The following is a 21,548-nucleotide window of genomic DNA, read 5'->3' as shown; positions in this document are numbered from 1 at the left end:
GGTGCAGCACAGGCCCAGCAGTGCTGCGGACTAGGCGTAGAAGCGGTAGATCCCGCGGGAGACGACGGCCGGCTTCGTGCCGCCCTCCACTTCAACTACCTGGTCTACGGCGATCTGGTAGCCGCCCTTGACCTCTTCCACCTCGGCGATTTGAGCCTTCATGCGGACCTTGGCGCCCACTGGCACGGGCGATGGGAAACGGACTTTTTCCAGGCCGTAGTTGACCTTGGTCTTCACGCCGGTGACGTCGAAGAGCTCGCTCCAGAAGGCGATCTGGAGGCTCAAGGTCAAGTAGCCGTGGGCGATCGGACCGCCGAAGGGGCCGTCCTTGGCCTTTTCCGGATCGGTATGGATCCACTGATGGTCATCGGTTGCGTCGGCGAAGGTGTTGACCTGCTCCTGCGTGACCACGCGGTACTCGCTGTAGCCCAGGTCCTTGCCCTTGGCGGTGGCGAGGTCTGCGTAATCCAAAATGGTCGGTGCCATGGTGTTTCTCCTGATGTTGTAGTCGTTTGTTGCTGAAGTCCGGTGCTGCAGAAGTCAGCGGAAGGCGCTGACGCCGGTAATGGCCCGGCCGATGATCAGCGAATTGATCTCGTGGGTGCCCTCGTAGGAATAGATGGCTTCGGCATCCGCGTGATGGCGGGCCACGCTGTTCTCCAGCAAGATCCCGTTGCCGCCGCATACTTCCCTGGCCAGCGCCGCGGTCTCGCGCAGCATCCGGGCCGTGAACATCTTGGCCATCGCCGAGTTCTCGTCGCGGTAGATGCCTGCTTCCTGCTGCTGGGTCAGCCGCACCACCATGGCCAAGCTGGCGGTGGCATTGGAGAGCATATGCGCCAGTTTTTCCTGGACGAGCTGGAAGGAGCCCAGCGGCTTGCCGAACTGGCTGCGCTTGGCGACGTAGTCGCGGGCCGATTCATATGCTCCGAAGCACACGCCGGTGGCAATCCAGGCGACATCCGAGCGCATATTGCGCAGGCAAGCCGCGACGTCCGCGAAGGAGTTGATCTTCTCCAGACGGGCGGAGGCCGAAACCCAGACTCCGGACAGCTCGATATCCGCGTTCTGCATGATGCGCAGGCTGGTCTTGCCCGGGATTTTGCTGATCTTCACGCCCGGCGCATTCGTTGGCACCAGGAAGCACTTGACCTGGGAGTCAGCCTTGTCGCGGGCGAAAACCGCCAGAACATCTGCCTGGCCGGCGCCACCGATCCAGCGTTTTGCCCCGTTGATCAGCCAGCCGTCTTCCCCGTCGCGCTGTTCCCGCTTGGCTGAGGTTGCCAGCCCGCCGGCGATGTCCGAGCCGTGCTCCGGCTCGGTCAGGGCAAACACGCCCTTGTAGGCGAAGGACGTGATCTGCGGTTCCAGCTGCGCCACCTGCTCTGGGCTTCCGCCGAGATTCACGGTGGTGCGGAACAGTCCCGATTGCGCGTTGTAGAAGGTGGCGACCGAGGCATCCATACGACCCAGTTCGAAGTTGCGGAAACCGGCGTAGAGGCCCGTGGGCCGCTCGCCAGCCTGGAGCACTTCGGCTGGTTCCATCAGCTGGGCGTCGACCAGCGGCGCGACGATCTGCTCCGGGAATTCCCCGCGTTCCCAGTACTCATCGAGCACCGGGCGCACGTACTCCTGAAGCAGGCCACGCAGACGCGACAACGCGCTGCGCTCGGCCTCGCTGAGCAAGTCCGTGAATCCGTAGAAGTCACTGGTGGCTACGGCTTCCATCAGCCCTCCACCCCCAGCACGCGCAGTGCATTGCCCTTCAGGATTCCCGGGCGGACCTCGTCCCTCAGCTCCAGATCGGCAAATGCGCCCAGCCATTTCTGCGGGGTGATCAGCGGGAAGTCGGTGCCGAACAGCAACTTGCGCGAAAGCACATTATTCCCCATTTTCACCAGCGAGGCCGGGAAGTACTTGGGGCTCCAGCCCGAGAGGTCGATGTAGACATTCGCCTTGTGCGTGGCAATCGAGTTCGCCTCGTCCTGCCACGGCACCGAAGGGTGCGCCATGATGATGACCAGGTGAGGGAAGTCCGCGGCAACATCGTCCAGCAGCAGCGGATTGGAATAGCGCAGCTTGATGCCTCGGCCGCCGGGAAGCCCTGCGCCCATTCCGTTCTGCCCGGTGTGGAAGATGCAGGGCAGGCGCAGTTCCTGCAGCGTCTCCCAGAGCGGGTAGAAGCTTTCATCGCTCGGGTCGAAACCCTGCAATGACGGATGGAACTTGAAGCCGCGCACGCCCAAGGTCTCGGCCTGGTACCGTGCGTCTTCAATTGCCTGCTTGCCGCGGCGCGGATCCACCGAACCGAAGGGAATCAGCACGTCATTGTTCCGCGCGCACCCTTCCACCAGGTCCTCGATGGAGTTCGGCTCATGGCCCAGTGCGGTGCGCGCATCGACCGTGAAGACCACCGCTGCCATCTTCTGCTCGCGATAGAGCTGCGCAATGCTGTCGATGGACGGGGTCCGGTCTTCCGACTTGAAATAGGCCGCCGAGGCATCGAAGAGGTCTTCCGGCATGGCCTTGTGGCCGCATTCGTCGACTTCAAGATGCACGTGCATATCGATGGCGTCCAAAGCCGCGAAGTCGACTCCTAATTCATAGCGTGCAGTCACGGGTTTTCCTCCGGAGGTTACTTGGCTGGTTCTGGGCGGAGTTCTTCAGGAAGCTCCGGGAACTTCTCGCCAACGGACTGCTGGTTGCCCGCGAAGGGGAACCGCTCCTGAAGTGTTGCATAGTCCCAGCCGCCGTCGTTGAATTCCGAGGCGATGGCCTCTGGGTGGCTCCACAGCTGCAGGCGGTCGCCGCCGGCGCCAATAGCCTGGCCAGTGATGCCGCCTGCTTCCTCGGAAGCCAGGAATGCGATCAGTCCGGCCACATCGTCTGCGGTGCCGAAGCCCAGATCCTTGCGGAAGAAGTCAGGCATGGCTTCGCCGCGCTCATCAGCCTCGACGGCCTTGGCGAAATACGGAACCGTCTTGGTCATTTCGGTGGCAGCCACCGGGATGACAGCGTTGACGGCAATGCCGGCGCGCTTCATTTCCAGCGCCCAGGTGCGCACCATGCCCACGATGCCGGCCTTGGCTGCCGAGTAGTTGGTCTGCCCGAAGTTGCCGCGCTGCCCGGTCGGTGAACCGATGGCGATAATGCGGCCGCGGATATCGTTCTCCTTGAAGTAGGCGTAGGCCTCGCGGACGCAAGTGAAGGTGCCACGCAGGTGGACGTTGATGACCAGGTCGAAATCCTCATCGGTCATCTTCAGCAGCGACTTGTCGCGCAGCACTCCTGCATTGGTCACCAGGATGTCCAAGCGGCCGAAGTTCTCGACTGCGCCAGCCACCAGCGCCTTGGCGGCTTCGGTGGAGCCGACGGCCGCGACGATGCCGGCGGCTTTGCCGCCGGCTGCGGCAATGGAGGAAACTGCAGCTTCCACAGCAGCTGGGTCAACATCGTTGATGATGACCGCCGCGCCCTGGCGAGCCAATTCTTGCGCGTAGCTCAGACCCAGTCCGCGTCCGCTTCCGGTGACGATGGCAACTTTTCCTGCTAGCGACATGAGTTCTCCATTTCAATGGGTGTTTCGATTGCTCCCCCTTGGTAGAAAGTGGGAACCTTGACTACATACATAAGATCTTTAATCCTTGAGAAAGTCAATGGTTTATTTTTTCATGAAAAATGGGGATAGTGGAGTGAGCAATAAAATCACCGCCAAATCAGCGAAGGAAGAACAGTTCATGAAATGCGATCTCGTGCAGGAGCTGAACTTCCTGGTGGCGCGCATGCGCTCCCTGGGATCAAGCCGGGCCAACCAAGCACTGAAGCCCCTGGGCTTGAAGGTGCGGTCCTACTCGGTGCTCTCGCTGGCCTGCAGCGACATCGTGCCAACCCAGCGCGATCTGGCAGAATTCCTGGCCCTGGATCCCAGCCAGATCGTCCCTCTGGTGGACGGCTTGGAATCCAGCGGGCTGGTCACGCGCATGCCGGATCCCAAGGATCGCCGCTCCAAGGTCATCGTGGCCACGGACGCCGGGCGCAAGCTCTACGCGCAGGCCAGGAAGGTTACCAAGGCGAACGAAAATGAAACCCTCGAGGCGCTCACCCCCGATGAACGCCTCCAGCTGCGCGACCTGCTATCCCGCGTGGCGTTGGCCGAAACGCAGTAGCCATTCCTTGATTATTCTCATTCATTGAGAACTTGGCTGTCGGCCAGGTCACCCGCATCGCATGCTTGTGGAAGTTCCCCAATACTTCCCTCGGCCATATGACCCCGCCCGGCAACGCAGCCGGCCGCGTGGGACATGGCCCAGACGACAGCAAGGCAAGGTCCCATGGTCCAGAATCCACGCATCCTCAAGACCAAGGTCGGCATCATCGGCGGCGGTCCGGCCGGGCTCATGCTTTCGCATCTGCTGGCCAAGACCGGCATCGATAACATCGTCGTGGAAATGCGCGACCACGAAACCATCCGCAACACCCACCGCGCCGGAATCCTCGAAGCCCAAGCGGTGCAGATGCTCACCGAGTCCGGCGTCGACGGCCGCGTGCTCACCCACGGCGACGAGCACGCCGGCATCGACCTGCGCTTCAACGGCGAATCCCACCCGCTGGACTTCCGCGACCTGGTGGACGCCACCGTCACCCTCTACGCGCAGAACGAGGTGTTCGTGGACCTGTCCGCGGCCCGCCACCGCGACCAGGGCGACGTGCGCTACTCCTGCGAGGTCACCGAGATCCTCGACATCGAGACCACCACCCCGAAGTTCCGCTTCACCGACGCCGAGGGCACCGAGTTCGAGGTGCACGCTGATGTGATCGTCGGTGCCGACGGCTCGCGCTCCTTCGCCCGCCGCCAGATGCCCGAGACCGTCAAGCAGGACTTCAAGGTCACCTACCCCTTCGCCTGGTTCGGCATCCTCACCGAAGCGCCGAAGTCCGCACCCGAGCTGATCTACGCCAACTCCCCGCATGGCTTTGCGCTGATCTCCCAGCGCAGCGAAACCGTGCAGCGCATGTACTTCCAGTGCGACCCGAACGAAGACGTGAACGCCTGGAGCGACGACCGCATCTGGGCCGAACTGCAAAAGCGCGTGGACGGGCCGGATGACTTCCAGCTGAAGACCGGGCCGATCTTCGACAAGACCGTGCTGGGCTTCCGCTCCTTCGTGCGCGAACCGCTCTCCCACGGGCGCCTGTTCCTGATCGGCGACGCCGGGCACACCGTCCCGCCCACCGGCGCCAAGGGCCTGAACCTCGCCTTCGCCGATGTGAAGGTGCTCTTCGAAGCGCTGGATTCCTACTTCTCCACCGGCAGCGACCAGCTGCTGGAAGGCTACTCCGACCTGGCACTGAAGCGGGTGTGGAAGGCGCAGAACTTCTCCTACTGGATGACCTCCATGCTGCACACCCCGGTAGGCGGCGACCCGTTCATGGCCAAGCGCGCCCTGGGCGAGCTGGAAACCGTCACCTCCTCGCGGTTCGGCCAGCAGTATCTGGCCGAGTCCTACACCGGCTGGCCCCACGCCTGAACTCCCTGACTTACCACCGCATCCTTGAAAGGAGCCCGCATTGAGCACCGGCACCACACCCCAGGACGGCACCGAAGCCGAATCCTTCGCCAACTCGCATCTGCTGGACCCGGCGGCAACCACCGCCAGCCAAGATGAGATCAGCGGCGAAATCGCAGACATCCACGAGGCCTACCGCCAGGAAGTCCTGGCCGGCAAGAAGGCCGAAACCCAGCCGCGCATCGATTTCGCACCCTACCGCTCCTCGCTGCTGCGCCACCCGACCAAGAACCTGCATCACGCGGATCCGGAAACCATCGAGCTGCACTCCCCGGCCTTCGGCCAGCGCGACGTGCACGCACTGGAATCGGATCTGACCATCCAGCACAATGGCGAGCCGATCGGCGAGCGCATTGTGGTGGCAGGCCGTGTGCTGGATGGCGACGGCCGCCCGGTGGCCGGGCAGCTGGTGGAAATCTGGCAGGCCAACGCCGCCGGCCGCTACATCCACAAGCGCGACCAGCACCCGGCCCCGATCGACCCGAACTTCACCGGCGTAGGCCGGGCGATCACCGGCCCGAACGGCGAATACTCGTTCACCACCATCAAGCCGGCGCCGTACCCGTGGAAGAACCATCACAACGCCTGGCGCCCGGCGCACATCCACTTCTCGCTGTTCGGCACCGATTTCACCCAGCGCATGATCACCCAGATGTACTTCCCCGGCGATCCGCTGTTCGCGCTGGATCCGATCTACCAGTCGATCACCGATGCGAAGGCCCGCGACCGCCTGGTCGCCACCTACGACCATTCGCTGACCAGCCACGAATGGGCCACCGGCTACAACTGGGACATCGTGCTCACCGGCAGCAACCGCACCTGGATGGAAGACGAAGAGGGAGAGCACTAAATGGCACAGGCACCTGAACTGAAACTCGTCCCGACCCCGGGACAGACCATCGGCCCGTTCTACGGCTATGCATTGCCCTTCGAGAAGGACAACGAGCTGGCCAGCCAGGCCAACCCGAACTCGGTGCGCCTGCACGGGGTCATCACCGATGGCAACGGCGAGGTCATCCCGGACGCGCTGCTGGAAATCTGGCAGGCCGACGAGCACGGCAAGGTCGTCTCGCGCGACGGCTCGCTGGTCCGCGACGGCTACACCTTCACCGGGTGGGGCCGCGTGGCCGTGGACAACGTCGGGCACTACACCTTCACCACGGTGAACCCTGGCCCCACCGAAGAAGGCAAGGCGCCGTTCATCATGCTCACGGTCTTCGCCCGCGGCCTGCTCAACCGGCTGTTCACCCGCATCTACCTGCCGGAGGACACGCAAGCGCTGGCCAATGACCCGCTGCTGGCATCGCTGAGCGAAGCAGAACGCTCCACGCTGATCGCCACCCGCGAACAGGACGGCTCGCTGCGCTTCGACATCCGGTTGCAGGGCGAGAACGAGACGGTGTTCCTGTCCTACCCGCGCGAAAGCTAGAACTCATCGCACCACCCCGCCAGGCTGCCCCGGCGCCCGTACTGTTACGGGCGTTGAAGCACCCGGCGGGGTTTCGCCCGTTGCCGGGCACTAGAGTTCTAGAAGAACGGCGTGCACGCTTACAGTTAAGAATCGAGGGACCGAATGGAAGGCGCAGACTACGGCGTACTGGCCCCTGCCTGGGCTGGTACCGCGGCCTCGGCGCTGGCCAGCGACGCGGCTTTCGTCCAGGGGATGCTGGATGCCGAAGCCGCCTGGGTGCAGGTCCAGGCGGACGCCGGCCTGTGCAGCATCGAGGATGCGCAGGCGGTGCGCGAGGTGGCCAGCGTGGACCGCTACGACCTGGCGCTGCTGGCGTCCAAGACGCCGGATGGCGCCAATGCGCTGATCCCGCTGCTGGGCATGATGCGAGAGCTGCTCACGCATGATGGCGCGGCGAAAACTGCCAGCACCGCCTTGCACCGCGGGGCGACCAGCCAGGACATCATCGACACCGCGCTGATGCTGGTGCTCTCCAAGACGATCACGCTCACGCTGGCCGATCTGCGCAGCACCGCTGGCGGGTTGGCGGCCCTGGCGCGCGAGCACCGGTCCACCGTGTGCATTGCCCGCTCGCTGACCCAGCATGCTCTGCCCACTACCCTGGGGTGGAAGGCCGCCAGCTGGTTAACTGCTGTACTGGATGCCGAACGGCAGCTGGACGCCGCCACCGGGCAGCTGCGCCTGCAGTGGGGCGGAGCGGTGGGAACGCTCGCATCCTTGGAGCAGCTGCTCTCCAGACACACGGAAAAAACAGCCACGAGCAAGTCGCTGGCCTCGCAACTGGCGGATCTGCTGGGCCTGGCCGATCCGGGAACGCCTTGGCACACCAACCGCATGCCTATCCTCCAACTCGGCTCCGCGCTGGGTTCGGCCATTGCCGCGCTGGGGACCTTCGGCGCGGATGTGCTCACCGCCTCCCGCCCGGAAATCGGCGAGCTGTCCGAACCGCGCGAGGCTGGCAAGGGCGGTTCCTCGGCCATGCCGCAGAAGCAGAACCCGGTGCGCTCGGTGCTGCTGCGCAATGCGGCGTTCAGTGCCCCCGGCCTGCTCTCCACACTGTTCACCGCTGCCGGTACCGCAGTGGATGAACGCCCTGATGGCGGCTGGCATGCCGAATGGAGCGCCCTGCGCGAACTGGCCCGGCTGGCTTCCGGCGCCGCCTTCCACGCCGCATTCTTGGCCAACGGCCTGACGGTGAATCACGCTGCCATCGAGCGGAACCTCGCCCTGGGCGGGGATGCGGTGCTCTCCGAGCGCCTCGCTGCCGTTCTGGCTCCACTGGTGGTTGGCGGAAAACCGGCCATCCAGGCGCTGGTGCGCCGCAGCCTGGACGAGGATGTTTCCCTGCGCGAACTGCTGCGCCTGGAAATCCCCACCCATGATCTAAGCGACCAGGACCTCGACGAATTACTTGATCCAGCCGGCTACCTCGGTGCCGCGGATCGCTTCACCGATACCGTACTCGCCGATTACTCGGCACGGAAGGAACTATGGCAGTCCCGCAACTAACCCCCTCCTTGCTGCATACCAGCAAGGAACTTCCCACCCTCATTGCCGGCCCCTCGCTGGGCACCGCCGCCCTGCCGCTGTGGGCACCGGCCCTGCCCTACCTCAAAGAGCACTTCCAGGTCATTGCCTGGGACCTTCCGGGGCATGGCGAGAGCAAGCCATCCACGGAGGAATTCACGCTGGCCGAGCTGGCCACCGGGGTCACCGAAGTTGTTCAGGCGCTGCGTGCCGACGGCGTCATCGCCGAGGGCTCCAAGCTGTACTACGCGGGCGTTTCGGTGGGCGGGGCAACCGCACTGCAGCTGGCGGTAGACCACCCGGGCTTCTTCGACGGGCTATCCTCCATCTGCTCGGCGGCGAAAATCGGCACCCCGGAAGCGTGGACCGACCGTGCCGAGCTGGTCGCCAAGGCCGGCACCCCGACCATGGTCGCCGGTTCCGCCGAACGCTGGTTCGCACCGGGGTTCATCGAGAAGCAGCCGGTGATCAGCACCGAGCTGCTGCACAGCCTGCAGGACGCCGACCGATTCGCCTACGCCCACGTCTGCGGCGCCCTGGCAGGATTCGACGTGCGCGAGCAGCTGGCTTCCACCAGCGACCCGATTATTGCCATCAACGGCGCGCAGGACCAGGTCTGCCCTCCTGCAGACGCTGAATTCATTGCCGAAAATGCACCGCACGGAACCATGGCGGTCATTGATTCGGCAGCCCATCTGGCCCCGGCCGAGGCACCGGAAGAAACTGCGGCCTTGCTGGTCGACTTCTTCCTGGCCAACTAGCAGCGAGGACTAGCAGACAATGACTGAATCATCACGCCTTCCTGGCGACACCTACGATGCCGGCATGGCGGTGCGCCGCCAGGTCCTGGGCAATGAGCACGTGGATCGTTCCACCAAGAACTCGAACGAGTTCACCGACGAATTCCAGGAGATGATCACCCGCTACGCCTGGGGCACCATCTGGACCCGCGAAGGCCTGCCACGCACCACCCGCAGCGCCATCACGCTGACTGCAATGATTGCCGGCGGATACTGGGAAGAGCTGGAAATGCATGTGCACGCCGCCCTGCGCAACGGCATGACCCCGGAAGAGATCAAGGAAGTCTTCTTGCAGTGCGCCATTTACTGCTCCGTTCCGGCAGCGAATGTGGCGTTCAAGATCGGCAAGAAGGTGCTGGACGAGTACGCGGCGGCCGAAGGCAACTAGCCGCTAGCGCCGCGCATCCGCGGCCTGCTGGATCGAGTGCAGCAAGGCCCACGGGACGATGCCGCTGGTGCGCGGGTTGCGCGGCGATGGGTAATTCTTGACCGAGAAGCTGTACTCGCCGGCTGGCCCGTGCGCTTCGATGAGGTGCTCGGTCAGCTCTGCCGCCGGATCGGCGAGCAGCCTGACCTGCACCGCGTCCCAATCCCCCACTGTTAAGGCCACTGCCGCGGCGACATTCAGCGACTTCTGGAAGTCGCGGGCCGCCACCGCAGCCGGACCGTTGAATACCTCTACCGGGCCGCTGGCCTGCTCCAGTTCGCGGCGCCGCCGCGCATCCATCCACGGCTGCACCAAGGTGGCCGGCAGCTTGCGCGTAGTTACCAGCACCTGCTCGATGCCGCCCATTCGTGCCGCCGCACCAAGCAGGTCCAATCCGCCAATGGCCCCGGCGGTGCTGATCAGCCGGCCTGGCCCGGCAGCTTGCACTGATGCGGCAAGATCCGGGTCGGCCAGCGCTCCCATGGAACTGGCCAGCAGGTCGACCCCTGCCTCCAGGATGCGCACCGCATGCTCCCGCACAGCGTGCTGGCCCGCGCATTCGACCACCAGGTCGCAGCGCTCCAGCGCCTGCTGGAGATTCAACTGTTCATGTTCCAGCCCCGGCTGATGCCGGCGCAGGATCACCCCTTCAAGCTGGGCGCCCGCCACGCTCCCGGCAGCCAATTGATCCGCCACCACGGAGCCGATGGCGCCATAGCCCATTACTCCCACCCGATACATGCTGCCCGCGGCCATGACCGTCCTGTCCGAATCCTTTGATGCCAGCTATCGCCAGCTTAGCCAGCTGGCGCGACCATCACGAACCGGCGTGGTCCCGGAACGACAGGAGCTCCGCGCTATTACCCGGCCGCGGAGGCATGGTCGCCGCGCTCCATGAGCCGGGAGGCGGCATAGCCGAAGAGGATGCCCCAGAAGGCCGCGTGGATGTTGAACAGGTCCAGACCGGAAATTGTCACGACAAATGTCACCAGCGCGCCAAGGGAGAACTTCGTGGCGAAGGCCGTCACGAACGCCTGCTGCAGGGCCTTGAGCATGGCGATGCCTCCCAAGGCCAGCACGAATGCCTCAGGGGTGGCCAGCATGAAGCGGGTCAGCGTCGGAGCCAGCAGGGCGAAGACCAGGGACAGGAATCCATAGACCACCGCCGCTGTGTAGTGGCGGTGCTTTTCGCCCGATGAGGTGAGCAGCGCGTTGGTGGGCCCGGTGACGCAGGCGGATACCGCGCCGAAGCAGGCGTTGAGGATTGAGAAACCGCCGGAGGCCAGGGCGAAGGCATTGACCGGCGGCTGGTGCCCGGCGGCACGCAGCACCGCAACGCCCTGGCCGTTTTGCACGATCAGCACGGTGATGGCCAACGGTACCACCAGTTCAAGTTGCGCGGCCCAGGTGAATTCCGGAGCGGTGAACACCGGGGTGGCAAGTACCGGACCGCCCGCGGCATCCAATGCGAACTGCCCGCTGGCGGCCACGGCAATGATGCCGGCGATCAGCGTGCCCAGCACCGGTGGCAGTTTTCGGCCCAGCGCCGGCACCGCACTGAGCAGCACGAAGACCAGCACCATGGGAGCGGCCACCACCGGGTTGGCTTGGGTGGCTGAGACGATGTCGGTGCCAAAGCGCAGGAAGACCGCCGCCACCATGGCCATCACAATCGGCATCGGGATGGCCGCCATGACCCGGCGCACTACCCCGGTGGCTCCCAGCGCCAGGACCAGCACCCCCGAGACGAAGAACGCCCCGACCACTTCGGCGAAGGACAGGTGCTGCAGCGAAGGACCCAGCAGCACCGTGCCGGGGATGGACCAGGCGAAGCCCAGCGGCTGGCGGTAGAGCAGGGACATCACGATGGTCGCCAACCCGGCGGAGAGGAAGATCCCGCAAACCCAGGAAGCCATCTCGGCCTGGGATAGCCCGCCCGCGGCACCCACGGCAAGGGTGACCGCGATGGGGCCAGAGGCTGAGAAGACCAGGCCGATCACCCCATTGCTGGCATAGACCGCGCCCAGATCGCGCAGCAGGGCGCGGATCCCGGCAGGCCTGCTCGCGGGCCGCTCCAGCAGCGGTTCGCGCGGTGACCGCGCGGGTGCTGGAGCCGATTCGTAGGTGGGCAAGAAATTGGCTGGCTTGGGCATGCGCTCTCCAGGATGACGGTGGCAGTGGCATTAATAGTCCATCACTAATGCACCGCTCCGGGGGCCGTGGGAAGTGGCACATTGATCCGGGGTATGCCAGTCCTAGGATAGTTCTGGCCTCGGACCAGCACCGCAGGCAGGGCTAGGATGAGACCGGGGCGATGCGGCCCGCGGATGAAAGGACTGCTCCGATGAATTCCAATACAGAGCTCGGCGAGTTCCTCAAGGCGCGCCGGGCGCTGGTCAGCCCGGCAGGCGATGGTGGTCCCCGGCGCCGCGTTCCTGGCCTGCGCCGCGAAGAGGTCGCGGTCCTGGCCGGAGTGAGCACCGACTACTACACCCGGCTGGAGCAAGGCCGTCACAAGCGCCCCTCCGAATCAGTGCTCGGCGCGTTGGCCAAGGCCTTGGAACTGGATGAGGCGGCGACCGGGCATTTGTTCAATCTGGCCCGCTCGCTCTCCGGCTCCGGGCGCAACAGCCCATCAAGCAGCGTCCAGCGGGTGCGCCCATCCCTGCACAAACTGCTGGATTCCTTCACCGCCCATCCGGCCTTCATCCGTGGTCGGCGCACCGAGGTGCTGGGCATGAATCCGCTGGCAGCCAGCCTGCTCACCGATTTCCTGGCCAAGCCGGTGCGCCACCGCAGCCTGATCCGCTGGGCCTTCCTGGATCCCGAAGCCAGGCAGCGCTATGCCGACTGGGAACAGGTCGCCGCGTCGATGGTCGGCACCTTGCGCCTGGATGCCGGGCGCCATCCGCATGATCCGCTGCTCGCGCAGCTGGTCGGAGAGCTATCGATGAACAGCGGAGAATTCCGCACCTGGTGGGCCGACCACCGGGTGGTCGAGCGGCGGGACGGAATCAAGCGGTTCAACCACCCCGATGTGGGTTATCTGGAGGTCAACTACGAGGCGCTGGACGTGACCGGGGCAACTGACCAGACCCTGTTCATCTACACCACCGAGCCGGGCTCTGAGTCCGAAGCGAAGCTGCGCGATCTAGCAGCGCGGCTCAACAGTCCGGGTGCGGCGCCGAGAGGCTAGCCGCGTGCCGGGATCAGCGATTCGCTGAGCCAGCTGCGCTCCAGCTCGTTCAGCGGCCGGGACGAAACGCCATCGGCGGCCAGTGGCACCATGACCGTGGTCGAGTCGAATACCGGCTGCCCATCCTGGTAGCCGATACCGCGCACGGTGAAGGATTTGTTGCCCAGCCGGCTGATGCCCATTCGGATGAGCATCTCGGGCTGGTAGTACAGCGGGCGCAGGTAGTCGATCTGGATGGATGCCACTACTGTGCCGAATTCGAATCGGCCAGTAGTTCCGTCTTCGCGCGTCCAGCGGATGCGCGCTTCTTCCATCAATGTCACGATGCGCGCATTGTTCACGTGGCCCAGGGCATCCTGATCCGACCAGCGCAATTGCAAAATGACCTCGGTTGCGGCGGCCAGTTCATCGTTTTTCGCGTCATTCATGAAACCCATTGCACCAGAAACCGGGGCTGGCCACTGCGCCCGTGACAGCTCATGAACTTGGAACATTGCCAGCAGGCACCCACCGCGCATCCTCGTTGCTGGCATCCAAGCAGAACCATTCCTTTGCCGGCCCATAGCACCGCAGCTCATCGGTGAACCAGAACGTCTGGTCCGGATCCCACCCGGCAATCACGCTGGCGTACTTCTCATCGATGTCGAGGCACTGGCCGGCGAGCGCCAGATATGCACCAATGCCCAGATGCACCCCGTCATAGTCGCGCGCCACTGCCAGCCAATCAGGGATCATCCATGCGCCGTCGCGCCCAGTAGCCAAATACCAGTCGTGGCGTTTCTGCGCGGACACCTCGAGGCCGTGTTCGCGGCAGAGACGGATCCAGTCCTCCGCCGTGGCGATCTCCAGCATGTTCGCTGCGGGAGGCACACTAGCGTGCCTGACGCTGGCCTGTTCCCACCCGAAACCGTCTTCCACGCAGCTCAGGCCCACAGGCTCGCCGCCAGGGAAGATACCGGTGCTGGCGGGCAGGCGGCTGCTGGGCTTGGACCACCATTCGCCACTGAAGCTGCCCAGCTGGCTGTTATGCAGTTCCGCGGCATCGCGGGCTTCCGTCGCCAGAACCGCGCCCCTCCAGTCCTGCAAAATGCCAAGGGCATCGTCATCGGGAGCTTGCGACTTACCCACGGGATCATGCTGGTCGAACTCCACCTTGAACTGGTTGCGCAGATCCACGGGATCCATCCACCAGTCCGCGAGCCCGCTGTCCGCCAGATGCCGGGCGACCCGCTCAAGAGGCGCGGCGAAAGCCGGCAACGCCAGCAGGGTGTCTTCCCCATCCGGTTCCTGCCAATAGCGCGCGTAGTCCACCGAACGAACTAGCGCGTGTTGCAGGAGCGCCGCAGTGGGCGTCACCAGGCTGGCGACATCAAGGAGCCGTGCAATCTCCTCGACACTGGTATCGGGCACGCCTGGCTCGTCCATGCCAAACAGGCCAACGCTCTCGCCACGTTCGACCGCGACCCGATGCGCGGCATAGAACATCGCCGCCCGCAGTGGATGCTCCGCGAATTCCGGTTGCAGCTGCTCTTCGCTGGCAATTGCGAATTCCCACAGTAGCCTGCGTCCCCGCGCGCCTGCCATCAGCGCCTGCACCAGTTCCATCGCCACCACTTCATTTCATTAGCTGGAGATACCTAAATCCTGCCAAGACAGTCGATAACTATTTACGGGATCGATGAATCGACATTACCTGGGCATGGGTTGCAATTCACCTGTCCTTGGCACCGTGGGATACGGCTGGCCAACGGGCCGGCAGATTGCCCCCACCCGGAGGAACGTACGTGAAATTCTTCGCTCGACCCGGCAAAACCAATCATCTCACCCCACTGCATCTGACCGCCGGAAGCCTGGTTGCCATTGCCGCTTCCACCGCTTTGATCAGCGCCAGCCCAGAAGTCGAAGCGGCGCCTGCCGCCAAGACCACCGCGGATTGGAGCTCCTCGGCCTACCGCGGGTCCGTCGAGGTCATCCCTGCTAAAAATAGCGGCAACGCCGCCGATCAACAGACGCTGGACGGCGTGGTCTTCGAGGACCGCAACAAGAACTCCAAGCAGGATGCCGGTGAACCCGGCCTGCCGAACGTCACGGTGTCCAACGGCCGCGACGTTGTGTCCACCGACGGACAGGGCCGCTACGAACTGCCGGCCTACAACAACATGACAGCATTCGTCACCCAGCCGCGCGGCTTCCAGGTACCGGTTGACGAGGACAACGTCGCCCAGTTCTTCTACAACCACCTGCCCGGAGGCTCCCCGGAACTGAAGTACGACGGCATCGCCCCGACCGGACCGCTGCCCGAGGCGGTCAACTTCCCGCTGGTGCGCAGCAGCGCCACCCAATCGCCGGAGCAGAGCTGCGTCATCGGCGCGGACGTGCAGACCTACACCCAGCAGGAAGTCGAATACGCCAGGGACGGCGCCTTCGCCGATCTGGCGGCCCGCACCGACTACACCGGGTGCGGCGTCTTGTTCATCGGCGACCTCGTGGGCGATGACCTGACCTTCTTCCACCAGACGCGCGAGCTTTCTTCCATGCTCAACGGCCCGGCCCGCTTCCTGCCGGGCAACCACGACATCGACTACGATTCGCTGGACGGGCAGCATGAGTTCGATTCCTTCCGCGCCCAGTTCGGCCCGGAATACTACTCCTACGACACCGGCAAAACGCACGTCATCGCACTGAGCACCATCGATTACCCCACTGCGGTTCCAGCTAAGAAGAGCGACTACACCTATGATTTGGGCCAGCGCCAGCTGCAGTGGCTGCGCGAGGACCTGGCCAAGGTTCCCAAGAACAAGGCCATCGTGCTGGCCGGGCACAGCCCGATGCTCGAGTTCTTCTACAGTGACGAGCATTCCACCAAGCAGGTCAAGGAGATCTACGAGCTGCTTGAGGGACGCGAGGCCGTTTCCCTGGGCGGGCACACCCACATGTCGGAGAACCTGCGCGCCGGGGACCTGATGGACGGCTGGCGCCATGAGGTCGGCGAAGCAGGCTTGCCCTTCACCCACCTGACGGTCCCGGCAATTTCCGGGCAATGGTATGACGGCCGGGTCTCCGAGAACGGCTACCCGACCTCCATCCAGCGCGACGGCACCCCGCCGGGCGTGCTCACCTTGGACATCAAGAACACCGACATCGTGGAGCGCTTCACCGCCACCGGCCAGGATCCCAGCAAGCAGATGTCGCTAGGCCTGAATACCCCTGAGTACCGGCAGTGGTACGAAGAGAATCTGGACAAGGAACGCGGCACCGTCCAGCCCCTGGCCGACCCGCTGGCAGTGAGCCGGCAGGGATTGGCCCAGGAAACCTGGCTGACCACGAACTTCTGGATGGGCAGCACCGGTTCCACCGTCGAGGTCTCCATCGATGGCCAGGACCCGGTGGCCGCGGAGCGGACCCAGCAGATGGCCGGCGAGCGCCCGCTGACCGGAGCCGAGTACTCGGACCCGTCCGCCATCGCCGAGCAGTTCATCCACGGCGGCGGCCTCGCCGAGAAGACCAGCCACCTGTGGCGCTTGGAACTGCCTGATGACCTCTCGGTTGGTGAGCACACCGCGACGGCGACCGCCACCGACGTGCATGGTCGTTCCTACACCGAGCAGCTGGAATTCACCGTCGTCCAGTAGCATCGCTGCTTTGAGCTGGTGCCTGCATGATGCAGGCGCCAGCTTTTTGTTACGCCAGTGACAGGACAGCAGCGGCCGCAGATGCCTAGGATGAAGCCATGCGCATTGCAATCCTTGATGATTACCACAACGTGGCCCGCTCGCTGGCCGATTTCGATGGCCTCGCCGCCGAGCTGGACGCCGAGATCACCGTCTTCACCGAGCACCTGGGCCATGAGGAGCACACTGTCGTCGAGGCATTGCTGCCCTTCGATGCCATTGTGGCCATGCGCGAACGCACGCCCTTTCCGGCCGCCCGGCTAAATGCCTTGCCCAACCTGAAGCTGCTGGTCACCACCGGTCGCCGCAACGGATCCATCGACCTGCAGGCAGCACAGGACCGGGGCATCGTGGTCAGCCACACCGGCTATGTGGCCACCGATGCCGCTGAGCACACCTGGGCGCTGATTCTTTCCGCCGCGCGCCGACTGGATGTGGAACTATTTTCCGCGGACCGCCCGCTGGCGGCCGACTCGGGCTGGCAGACCACGTTGGGGATGGGCCTGTCCGGCAAGACCCTGGGCGTCTACGGCCTGGGAAATCTGGGGTCGAGGGTGGCGAAGGTGGGCTTGGCCTTCGGCATGCGGGTCATCGCCTACAGCCAGAACCTCACCAAGGAGCGCGCCGCCGAAGCGGGCGTGGAGCTGGTCTCGGAGGCCGAACTGTTTTCCACCAGCGACATCGTGACCGTGCACCTGAAGCTCTCCGAACGCAGCACCGGGGTCATCGGCCCGAAGCAGCTGGCCTGGATGCGACCTGATTCCATCCTGGTCAACACCTCGCGCAGCCGGATCGTGCAGACCGGCGCGCTCATCGACGCGCTGGAAAGCCGGCGGCTGCACCTGGCCGCGGTGGATGTCTTCGATGTGGAACCGCTGCCGGCCCAGGACCGGCTGGAGAACACCAGGGGCGTGATTGCCACCCCGCATATCGGCTACGTGACCATCGAGCAGTTCGAGATGTTCTACCGCGATGCGGTGGAAGATCTCCGCGCATGGGCTAGCGGCGCGCCGATCCGCGTGCTGGCCTAGTAGCTGCGGGCCGCGGCACGAAGAAGTAGTGCAGGATTGCCACCACGGCGGCCCAGGCGGCCCCGATCAGCAGTCCCACCAGCACATCCGAAACCCAATGGTGCCCGATGTAGATGCGCGAGGCGCCCATCGCCAGCACGAATAGCGCCGCGATGATGGCGATCAGGTACGCGTAGCGGCGCAGCCCGTAGATGATTGCCAGGTAGCTGGCGATGCCGATCAGCGCCGCCGAGTTCAGCGTGTGCCCACTGGGGAATGAATAGGATTCAGGCGGCGCAGGTCCCCCGGGGATGCCCTGGGGACGCGGCACCTGGAGGTTGGCCTTGAGGATGACGGTCAGCAGCACCGAGACCAATGCCGTGAACGCGACGGCCGCCAGCGGCCACGCGCTGCGCGTTTTCCAGCACAGCAGCCCGGTGATCACCAGCATGATCATGGTCATTCCCGGGGTGGATCCCCAGAAGTACAGGAAGTCGGAGACCGCGAACAGGAACGGCGACTGGTGCTCCAGCGTCCATTGGTATGCCGGGGCGTCCAGGTCCTTGGCCCATCCGCCCGCATGCAGGGACACCAGCACCCTGCGGGTGAAGTAGAACATGGCGACGACCAGCCCGAAAATGATCCACAGCACCTGTGCGCCGCCAGGACGCTGGCCGTGCCGGAAGTACCAAGAGGATCTCATGGTTTCCATCGTATCGGGGTGGAAGCGAAGCGCTGAACCCGACGGATGCGGAACAATGGAAGCATGACGATCAAGGTGCTGGCGGTTGGCAAGAAACACGAGTCCTGGGTGGACGAGGGAATTTCCCGCTATGAGAAGCGGCTGAAGAAGCCCTTCGACCTGTCCTGGCAGCTGCTGAGCCACTCCTCGCGCGAGAACGACGCGGCCCGCAGCGAGGAATCCGGACGCATCCTGGCCAAGATCGACGACCGCGATTTCGTGGTGCTGCTCGATGAACGAGGGAAGAACGTGGACTCCCCCGCGCTGGCCAACACCCTGCGCACACCGATCGATTCCTCGCGCAATGTGGTGATCATCATCGGCGGCGCCTACGGCGTGGACCCCACGGTGCATGCCCGCGCCAACTTCACCTGGTCGCTGTCCAAGCTGGTCTTCCCGCACCAGCTGGTGCGCTTGATCCTCACCGAGCAGCTCTACCGGGCGCAGGACATCCTGGCCGGCGGCAAGTACCACCACATTTAAGCCAATCCCTTGACTTTCTGACATGGAAAGACGAGACTTTCCGTGACGGAAAGTGAGTAATCAATGGCTTCATCAGGGGATTTCATGGACAGAAAGCACGCGGCCAAGTTGCTGGCATCTGCTGAGCAGGACTCACAGCAGATGGTCCAGACTTCCGGGAGTCCCCGTGGCTTCACCACCACCTTGGTCGCAGTCTCGGCCGTAGTCCTCACGTTGTTCCAGGCTTACCCACCCCAGGCTTTCTGGACAGCACTGCTGTATATACCGTTGATCCTTTGGTACGTGCTGGCCCGGCGCCGTCGCGCAAAGCCACGGACATTGGCCGATACCCCGAGCCTGCTGGCGGGCGCCTATGCAGGATATTTCTTCCTCGGCATCCTGCTGGTCAATTGCCTGAGGTTTTGGGAAGCGGCACAGGCAGAGGAAGTTGTGGCGAAGATTCTTGTCACCTTTATATCCTGCATGTTCTTGGTGGCCAAGATGCAAGCTGCCTACAACATGGCGCGCCTGGAGGACGGCAATGACCAAGTCGTCTAGCGACGCCCGGTTCGACGAATTAATCCACGCTCCATTGCGGCTGCGCATCTGTGCCAGCCTGGCTCCGGTTCAGTGGGCTGAATTCGCGCACCTTCGCGGTCTCCTCGATGTCGCCGACTCGGTTCTGAGCAAGCACCTCAAGCAGCTCGCCGATGCCGAATATGTCGGCATCGAGCGGTTCACCAAGCTGGGCCGCAGCCACGTGCGCGTTTCGCTGACGAAGGCAGGCCGCAGAGCATACGTTGGCCACGTCGCCGCCCTTCGTGAAATTACCGCAGGATAAGAATTCTCGCGAGCTGAGCATGTGAAACGGCACCACAGCAGCACCACTTTTTACCGATTCAACAAGACCATCCACAGCATACGCCAGTGGGGAGGCCTGGTCATGGAAGAACAATGTGGCGGAGTCAAAATCATCCCGGTTGCCTCGGGGATCTTGCTGCTTCCGGTCATCACCCTGATCTTCCTGCCTCCAGGTGCCGAGGGCAGCGAAGAACTTGATCCCAATGCTCCCCAGTGTCATTGAAGGAACCCCCATCGGCGAGGGCAGGACGGGAAATCGACGGTGAAAATTCCCGCACAATACCGGGAAGCCGTGGAGAAGTCCGCCGATACTGCGGGGCTGCCCATAGGCATCATTGCCGCGCAAATCAACCAAGAATCCGGCTGGAACCCCAAAGCAGTCTCCCCAGTGGGAGCACGAGGCATTGCCCAGTTCATGCCAGAAACTTGGGAGGAATGGGGCAACGGCAAAGACCCATTCGATCCGTTCGCTGGCCTCGATGCCCAAGGCCGCTACATGAAATATCTCGCCGGAGAAATCGCGGATCTGACCAGCAACGAGAAAGAAAAGATCCAATTCACCCTGGCCGCCTACAACGCTGGAGCGGGCAACGTCCAGAAATACGGGGGGATATCCCGCCCTTCGAGGAAACCCGCCACTATGTGGAAGTCATCATGGGCAACGCCCAGATGGACTATTCCTCAAACTGCGAAGAGCCCGGTGGCTTCGATTTCGGGGAGCTGCAAGCCGATGAATGGGCACACCCCATGCCCAATTCACGCATGACCTCGCCGTTCGGGCCACGCGCCTGCCCGCTGGCCAGCTGCGCTGGCATGCCGTTCCTGCTGAAGCACGAAGGCATCGACCTGGCCGGATCAGACCCCTACTTTTACGCTCCCACGGACATGAAGATCACCTATGCCAGCATCGGGAACATCGACAAGCTCTACGGCTCCTACGGCAACTACATTTTCGCGCAGATGACCGAAGCCCCTTACCTGGTCTTCGAATTCCACGAAGCCCAAGACAACTCCCTGCTGGTGAAAACCGGCGACGTAGTGAAGAAGGGAACCCCGCTGGGCAAGCCAGGAGCTACCGGAAATTCCAGTGGCATCCATGTCCACTTCCAGATCAACAACCCGAAAACCAGTGTGTTTGACCGCCCAGCGATCAACAACGGCACAACTTATGACCCGGTACCGATTCTTCGACAGCAAAAGGTGAACATCCAATGAAGCACCCCACAATCCTCACCCTGGCACTGGCCGTAGGACTAGCCACAGGCCTAGCCGGATGCACCCCCGCCAGCAACGAGACCGAACCAAGCAGCATCCCGAGCGTTGCCCCAACCACAGCCAGTCCTACCACGCCTGCACCTAGCGCCAGCCATGAGCACGGGGATGCTGTGGATGACCCAGCCAAAATCGAATTGGCTAAGCAAGCAGCCACGATCATGACCACTTGGAACCCGAACAGGGACTTCAACCGCACCGCCGCCGAAATGCGCGCCAGAAAGCTCATGACCAGCGAACGAGCCAAGCAAGTCATCGCGCCAGAGCGGCCTGCGACCGGTGTTGAATGGCTGACCGCCGCAGAGAAGAAAGCAACTAGCAAGCCCACGGTGAAGCTTATGACCGAGCACCATGAAAAGGACACTGTTGCGGTCACCGCCACTTGGCAATGGGTCACCAAGGACGGAGAATCCTGGGCCGGCGAAGGGAAGCAGACGTTCTTCTTCACCTTCACCGACACCGACACCGAACAAGATCCGTGACTACGTTTCCTCTGTCCTCTAGCCTCACACCGAAATCGGGGCGCCGCAGCTAAAAGACCT

26 protein-coding genes are annotated in these 21,548 nt (G+C 63.7%); 17 read left to right on the top strand and 9 right to left on the bottom strand.

Going from position 1 to position 21,548, the window contains the following annotated elements; genetic code table 11:
• Positions 1-30: 30 nt before the first annotated feature.
• From ACR9WD_RS02100 to ACR9WD_RS02085, 4 genes are read right to left on the bottom strand one after another with little or no spacing between them, the layout of a single operon-like run.
• Positions 31-486 carry a MaoC family dehydratase gene (locus tag ACR9WD_RS02100; RefSeq protein ID WP_434922615.1) on the bottom strand — a complete coding sequence of 152 codons (456 nt, stop codon included), beginning with the start codon at positions 484-486 and terminating at the stop codon, positions 31-33.
• A 54-nt stretch (positions 487-540) separates the two neighbouring features.
• Complete coding sequence (locus ACR9WD_RS02095) at positions 541-1,728, bottom strand: acyl-CoA dehydrogenase family protein (protein WP_149596236.1); 1,188 nt, start codon at positions 1,726-1,728, stop codon at positions 541-543.
• Positions 1,728-2,618, bottom strand: coding sequence for an amidohydrolase family protein (locus ACR9WD_RS02090; protein ID WP_168201925.1), 891 nt, complete (start codon positions 2,616-2,618; stop codon positions 1,728-1,730). Before ACR9WD_RS02090 ends, ACR9WD_RS02095 begins: the two co-directional genes overlap by 1 nt.
• Positions 2,619-2,635: 17 nt before the next feature.
• A complete protein-coding gene (locus ACR9WD_RS02085; protein WP_121866079.1) occupies positions 2,636-3,559 on the bottom strand; it encodes an SDR family NAD(P)-dependent oxidoreductase in 924 nt (307 codons plus the stop codon).
• A 133-nt stretch (positions 3,560-3,692) separates the two neighbouring features.
• On the opposite strand from ACR9WD_RS02085, the gene ACR9WD_RS02080 reads away from it, so the two are divergent.
• The 7 genes from ACR9WD_RS02080 (at position 3,693) to pcaC (ending at position 9,753) form a co-directional block, all read left to right on the top strand.
• Entirely contained in the window at positions 3,693-4,166 is a 474-nt protein-coding gene (locus ACR9WD_RS02080; RefSeq protein WP_223308868.1) for a MarR family winged helix-turn-helix transcriptional regulator, read from the top strand.
• Between the two features lie 165 nt (positions 4,167-4,331).
• Entirely contained in the window at positions 4,332-5,528 is a 1,197-nt protein-coding gene (locus ACR9WD_RS02075; protein ID WP_190264521.1) for a 4-hydroxybenzoate 3-monooxygenase, read from the top strand.
• Between the two features lie 40 nt (positions 5,529-5,568).
• Complete coding sequence (gene pcaH, locus ACR9WD_RS02070; protein ID WP_190264520.1) at positions 5,569-6,417, top strand: protocatechuate 3,4-dioxygenase subunit beta; 849 nt, start codon at positions 5,569-5,571, stop codon at positions 6,415-6,417.
• Complete coding sequence (gene pcaG / locus ACR9WD_RS02065; RefSeq protein WP_038992453.1) at positions 6,418-6,996, top strand: protocatechuate 3,4-dioxygenase subunit alpha; 579 nt, start codon at positions 6,418-6,420, stop codon at positions 6,994-6,996.
• Positions 6,997-7,140: 144 nt separating this feature from the next.
• The gene (locus ACR9WD_RS02060; RefSeq protein ID WP_190264519.1) at positions 7,141-8,547 is read left to right on the top strand and encodes a lyase family protein; all 1,407 of its coding nucleotides are present in this window, start codon (positions 7,141-7,143) and stop codon (positions 8,545-8,547) included.
• On the top strand, positions 8,529-9,326 hold the full coding sequence (locus ACR9WD_RS02055) for an alpha/beta fold hydrolase (protein ID WP_190264518.1): 798 nt from the start codon (positions 8,529-8,531) through the stop codon (positions 9,324-9,326). Before ACR9WD_RS02060 ends, ACR9WD_RS02055 begins: the two co-directional genes overlap by 19 nt.
• 19 nt (positions 9,327-9,345) lie before the next feature.
• A complete protein-coding gene (gene pcaC, locus ACR9WD_RS02050; RefSeq protein WP_038992456.1) occupies positions 9,346-9,753 on the top strand; it encodes a 4-carboxymuconolactone decarboxylase in 408 nt (135 codons plus the stop codon).
• A 3-nt stretch (positions 9,754-9,756) separates the two neighbouring features.
• On the opposite strand, the gene ACR9WD_RS02045 is transcribed toward pcaC, so the two are convergent.
• Entirely contained in the window at positions 9,757-10,548 is a 792-nt protein-coding gene (locus ACR9WD_RS02045) for an aspartate dehydrogenase domain-containing protein (RefSeq protein WP_434922614.1), read from the bottom strand.
• Between the two features lie 104 nt (positions 10,549-10,652).
• On the bottom strand, positions 10,653-11,945 hold the full coding sequence (locus ACR9WD_RS02040; protein WP_434922613.1) for a benzoate/H(+) symporter BenE family transporter: 1,293 nt from the start codon (positions 11,943-11,945) through the stop codon (positions 10,653-10,655).
• 191 nt (positions 11,946-12,136) lie between these two features.
• Here ACR9WD_RS02040 and ACR9WD_RS02035 point away from each other — a divergent pair, with 191 nt between their 5' ends.
• Positions 12,137-12,988 (top strand): helix-turn-helix transcriptional regulator, encoded by an 852-nt coding sequence (locus ACR9WD_RS02035; protein WP_121866075.1) that lies wholly within the window; start codon positions 12,137-12,139, stop codon positions 12,986-12,988.
• Here the strand turns inward: ACR9WD_RS02035 and ACR9WD_RS02030 are convergent.
• On the bottom strand, positions 12,985-13,416 hold the full coding sequence (locus tag ACR9WD_RS02030; RefSeq protein ID WP_121866074.1) for an acyl-CoA thioesterase: 432 nt from the start codon (positions 13,414-13,416) through the stop codon (positions 12,985-12,987). The genes ACR9WD_RS02035 and ACR9WD_RS02030 overlap by 4 nt on opposite strands.
• A 49-nt stretch (positions 13,417-13,465) precedes the next feature.
• A complete protein-coding gene (locus ACR9WD_RS02025; protein WP_434922612.1) occupies positions 13,466-14,599 on the bottom strand; it encodes a hypothetical protein in 1,134 nt (377 codons plus the stop codon).
• Between the two features lie 173 nt (positions 14,600-14,772).
• Here ACR9WD_RS02025 and ACR9WD_RS02020 point away from each other — a divergent pair, with 173 nt between their 5' ends.
• Both ACR9WD_RS02020 and ACR9WD_RS02015 read left to right on the top strand, forming a co-directional pair.
• Entirely contained in the window at positions 14,773-16,620 is a 1,848-nt protein-coding gene (locus ACR9WD_RS02020) for a calcineurin-like phosphoesterase C-terminal domain-containing protein (RefSeq protein WP_434922611.1), read from the top strand.
• A gap of 98 nt (positions 16,621-16,718) precedes the next feature.
• Entirely contained in the window at positions 16,719-17,690 is a 972-nt protein-coding gene (locus ACR9WD_RS02015) for a D-2-hydroxyacid dehydrogenase family protein (protein ID WP_434922610.1), read from the top strand.
• Here ACR9WD_RS02015 and ACR9WD_RS02010 read toward each other — a convergent pair.
• On the bottom strand, positions 17,659-18,372 hold the full coding sequence (locus ACR9WD_RS02010) for a phosphatase PAP2 family protein (protein WP_073707408.1): 714 nt from the start codon (positions 18,370-18,372) through the stop codon (positions 17,659-17,661). The genes ACR9WD_RS02015 and ACR9WD_RS02010 overlap by 32 nt on opposite strands.
• 63 nt (positions 18,373-18,435) lie before the next feature.
• Between ACR9WD_RS02010 and ACR9WD_RS02005 the strand changes: the two genes are divergently transcribed.
• The 7 genes from ACR9WD_RS02005 to ACR9WD_RS01975 all read left to right on the top strand — a co-directional run bounded on the left by ACR9WD_RS02005 (position 18,436) and on the right by ACR9WD_RS01975 (position 21,488).
• On the top strand, positions 18,436-18,894 hold the full coding sequence (locus ACR9WD_RS02005) for a 23S rRNA (pseudouridine(1915)-N(3))-methyltransferase RlmH (RefSeq protein ID WP_174787672.1): 459 nt from the start codon (positions 18,436-18,438) through the stop codon (positions 18,892-18,894).
• Between the two features lie 84 nt (positions 18,895-18,978).
• The gene (locus ACR9WD_RS02000) at positions 18,979-19,431 is read left to right on the top strand and encodes a hypothetical protein (RefSeq protein WP_434922609.1); all 453 of its coding nucleotides are present in this window, start codon (positions 18,979-18,981) and stop codon (positions 19,429-19,431) included.
• The gene (locus ACR9WD_RS01995) at positions 19,415-19,714 is read left to right on the top strand and encodes a transcriptional regulator (protein WP_204720278.1); all 300 of its coding nucleotides are present in this window, start codon (positions 19,415-19,417) and stop codon (positions 19,712-19,714) included. Before ACR9WD_RS02000 ends, ACR9WD_RS01995 begins: the two co-directional genes overlap by 17 nt.
• A gap of 102 nt (positions 19,715-19,816) precedes the next feature.
• The gene (locus tag ACR9WD_RS01990; protein ID WP_190264512.1) at positions 19,817-19,957 is read left to right on the top strand and encodes a hypothetical protein; all 141 of its coding nucleotides are present in this window, start codon (positions 19,817-19,819) and stop codon (positions 19,955-19,957) included.
• Between the two features lie 39 nt (positions 19,958-19,996).
• Entirely contained in the window at positions 19,997-20,500 is a 504-nt protein-coding gene (locus ACR9WD_RS01985; protein WP_434922608.1) for a transglycosylase SLT domain-containing protein, read from the top strand.
• Entirely contained in the window at positions 20,389-20,949 is a 561-nt protein-coding gene (locus ACR9WD_RS01980; RefSeq protein ID WP_434922607.1) for a M23 family metallopeptidase, read from the top strand. Before ACR9WD_RS01985 ends, ACR9WD_RS01980 begins: the two co-directional genes overlap by 112 nt.
• Positions 20,946-21,488 (top strand): hypothetical protein, encoded by a 543-nt coding sequence (locus tag ACR9WD_RS01975; RefSeq protein WP_434922606.1) that lies wholly within the window; start codon positions 20,946-20,948, stop codon positions 21,486-21,488. Before ACR9WD_RS01980 ends, ACR9WD_RS01975 begins: the two co-directional genes overlap by 4 nt.
• Positions 21,489-21,548 lie beyond the last annotated feature (60 nt).

It is taken from the genome of Glutamicibacter sp. PAEs-4 (genome assembly GCF_051161755.1).
Lineage (GTDB): Bacteria > Actinomycetota > Actinomycetes > Actinomycetales > Micrococcaceae > Glutamicibacter > Glutamicibacter nicotianae.
The sequence above is the reverse complement of the archived record's forward strand: the minus strand, read 5'-3'. Positions and strand labels throughout refer to the sequence as shown.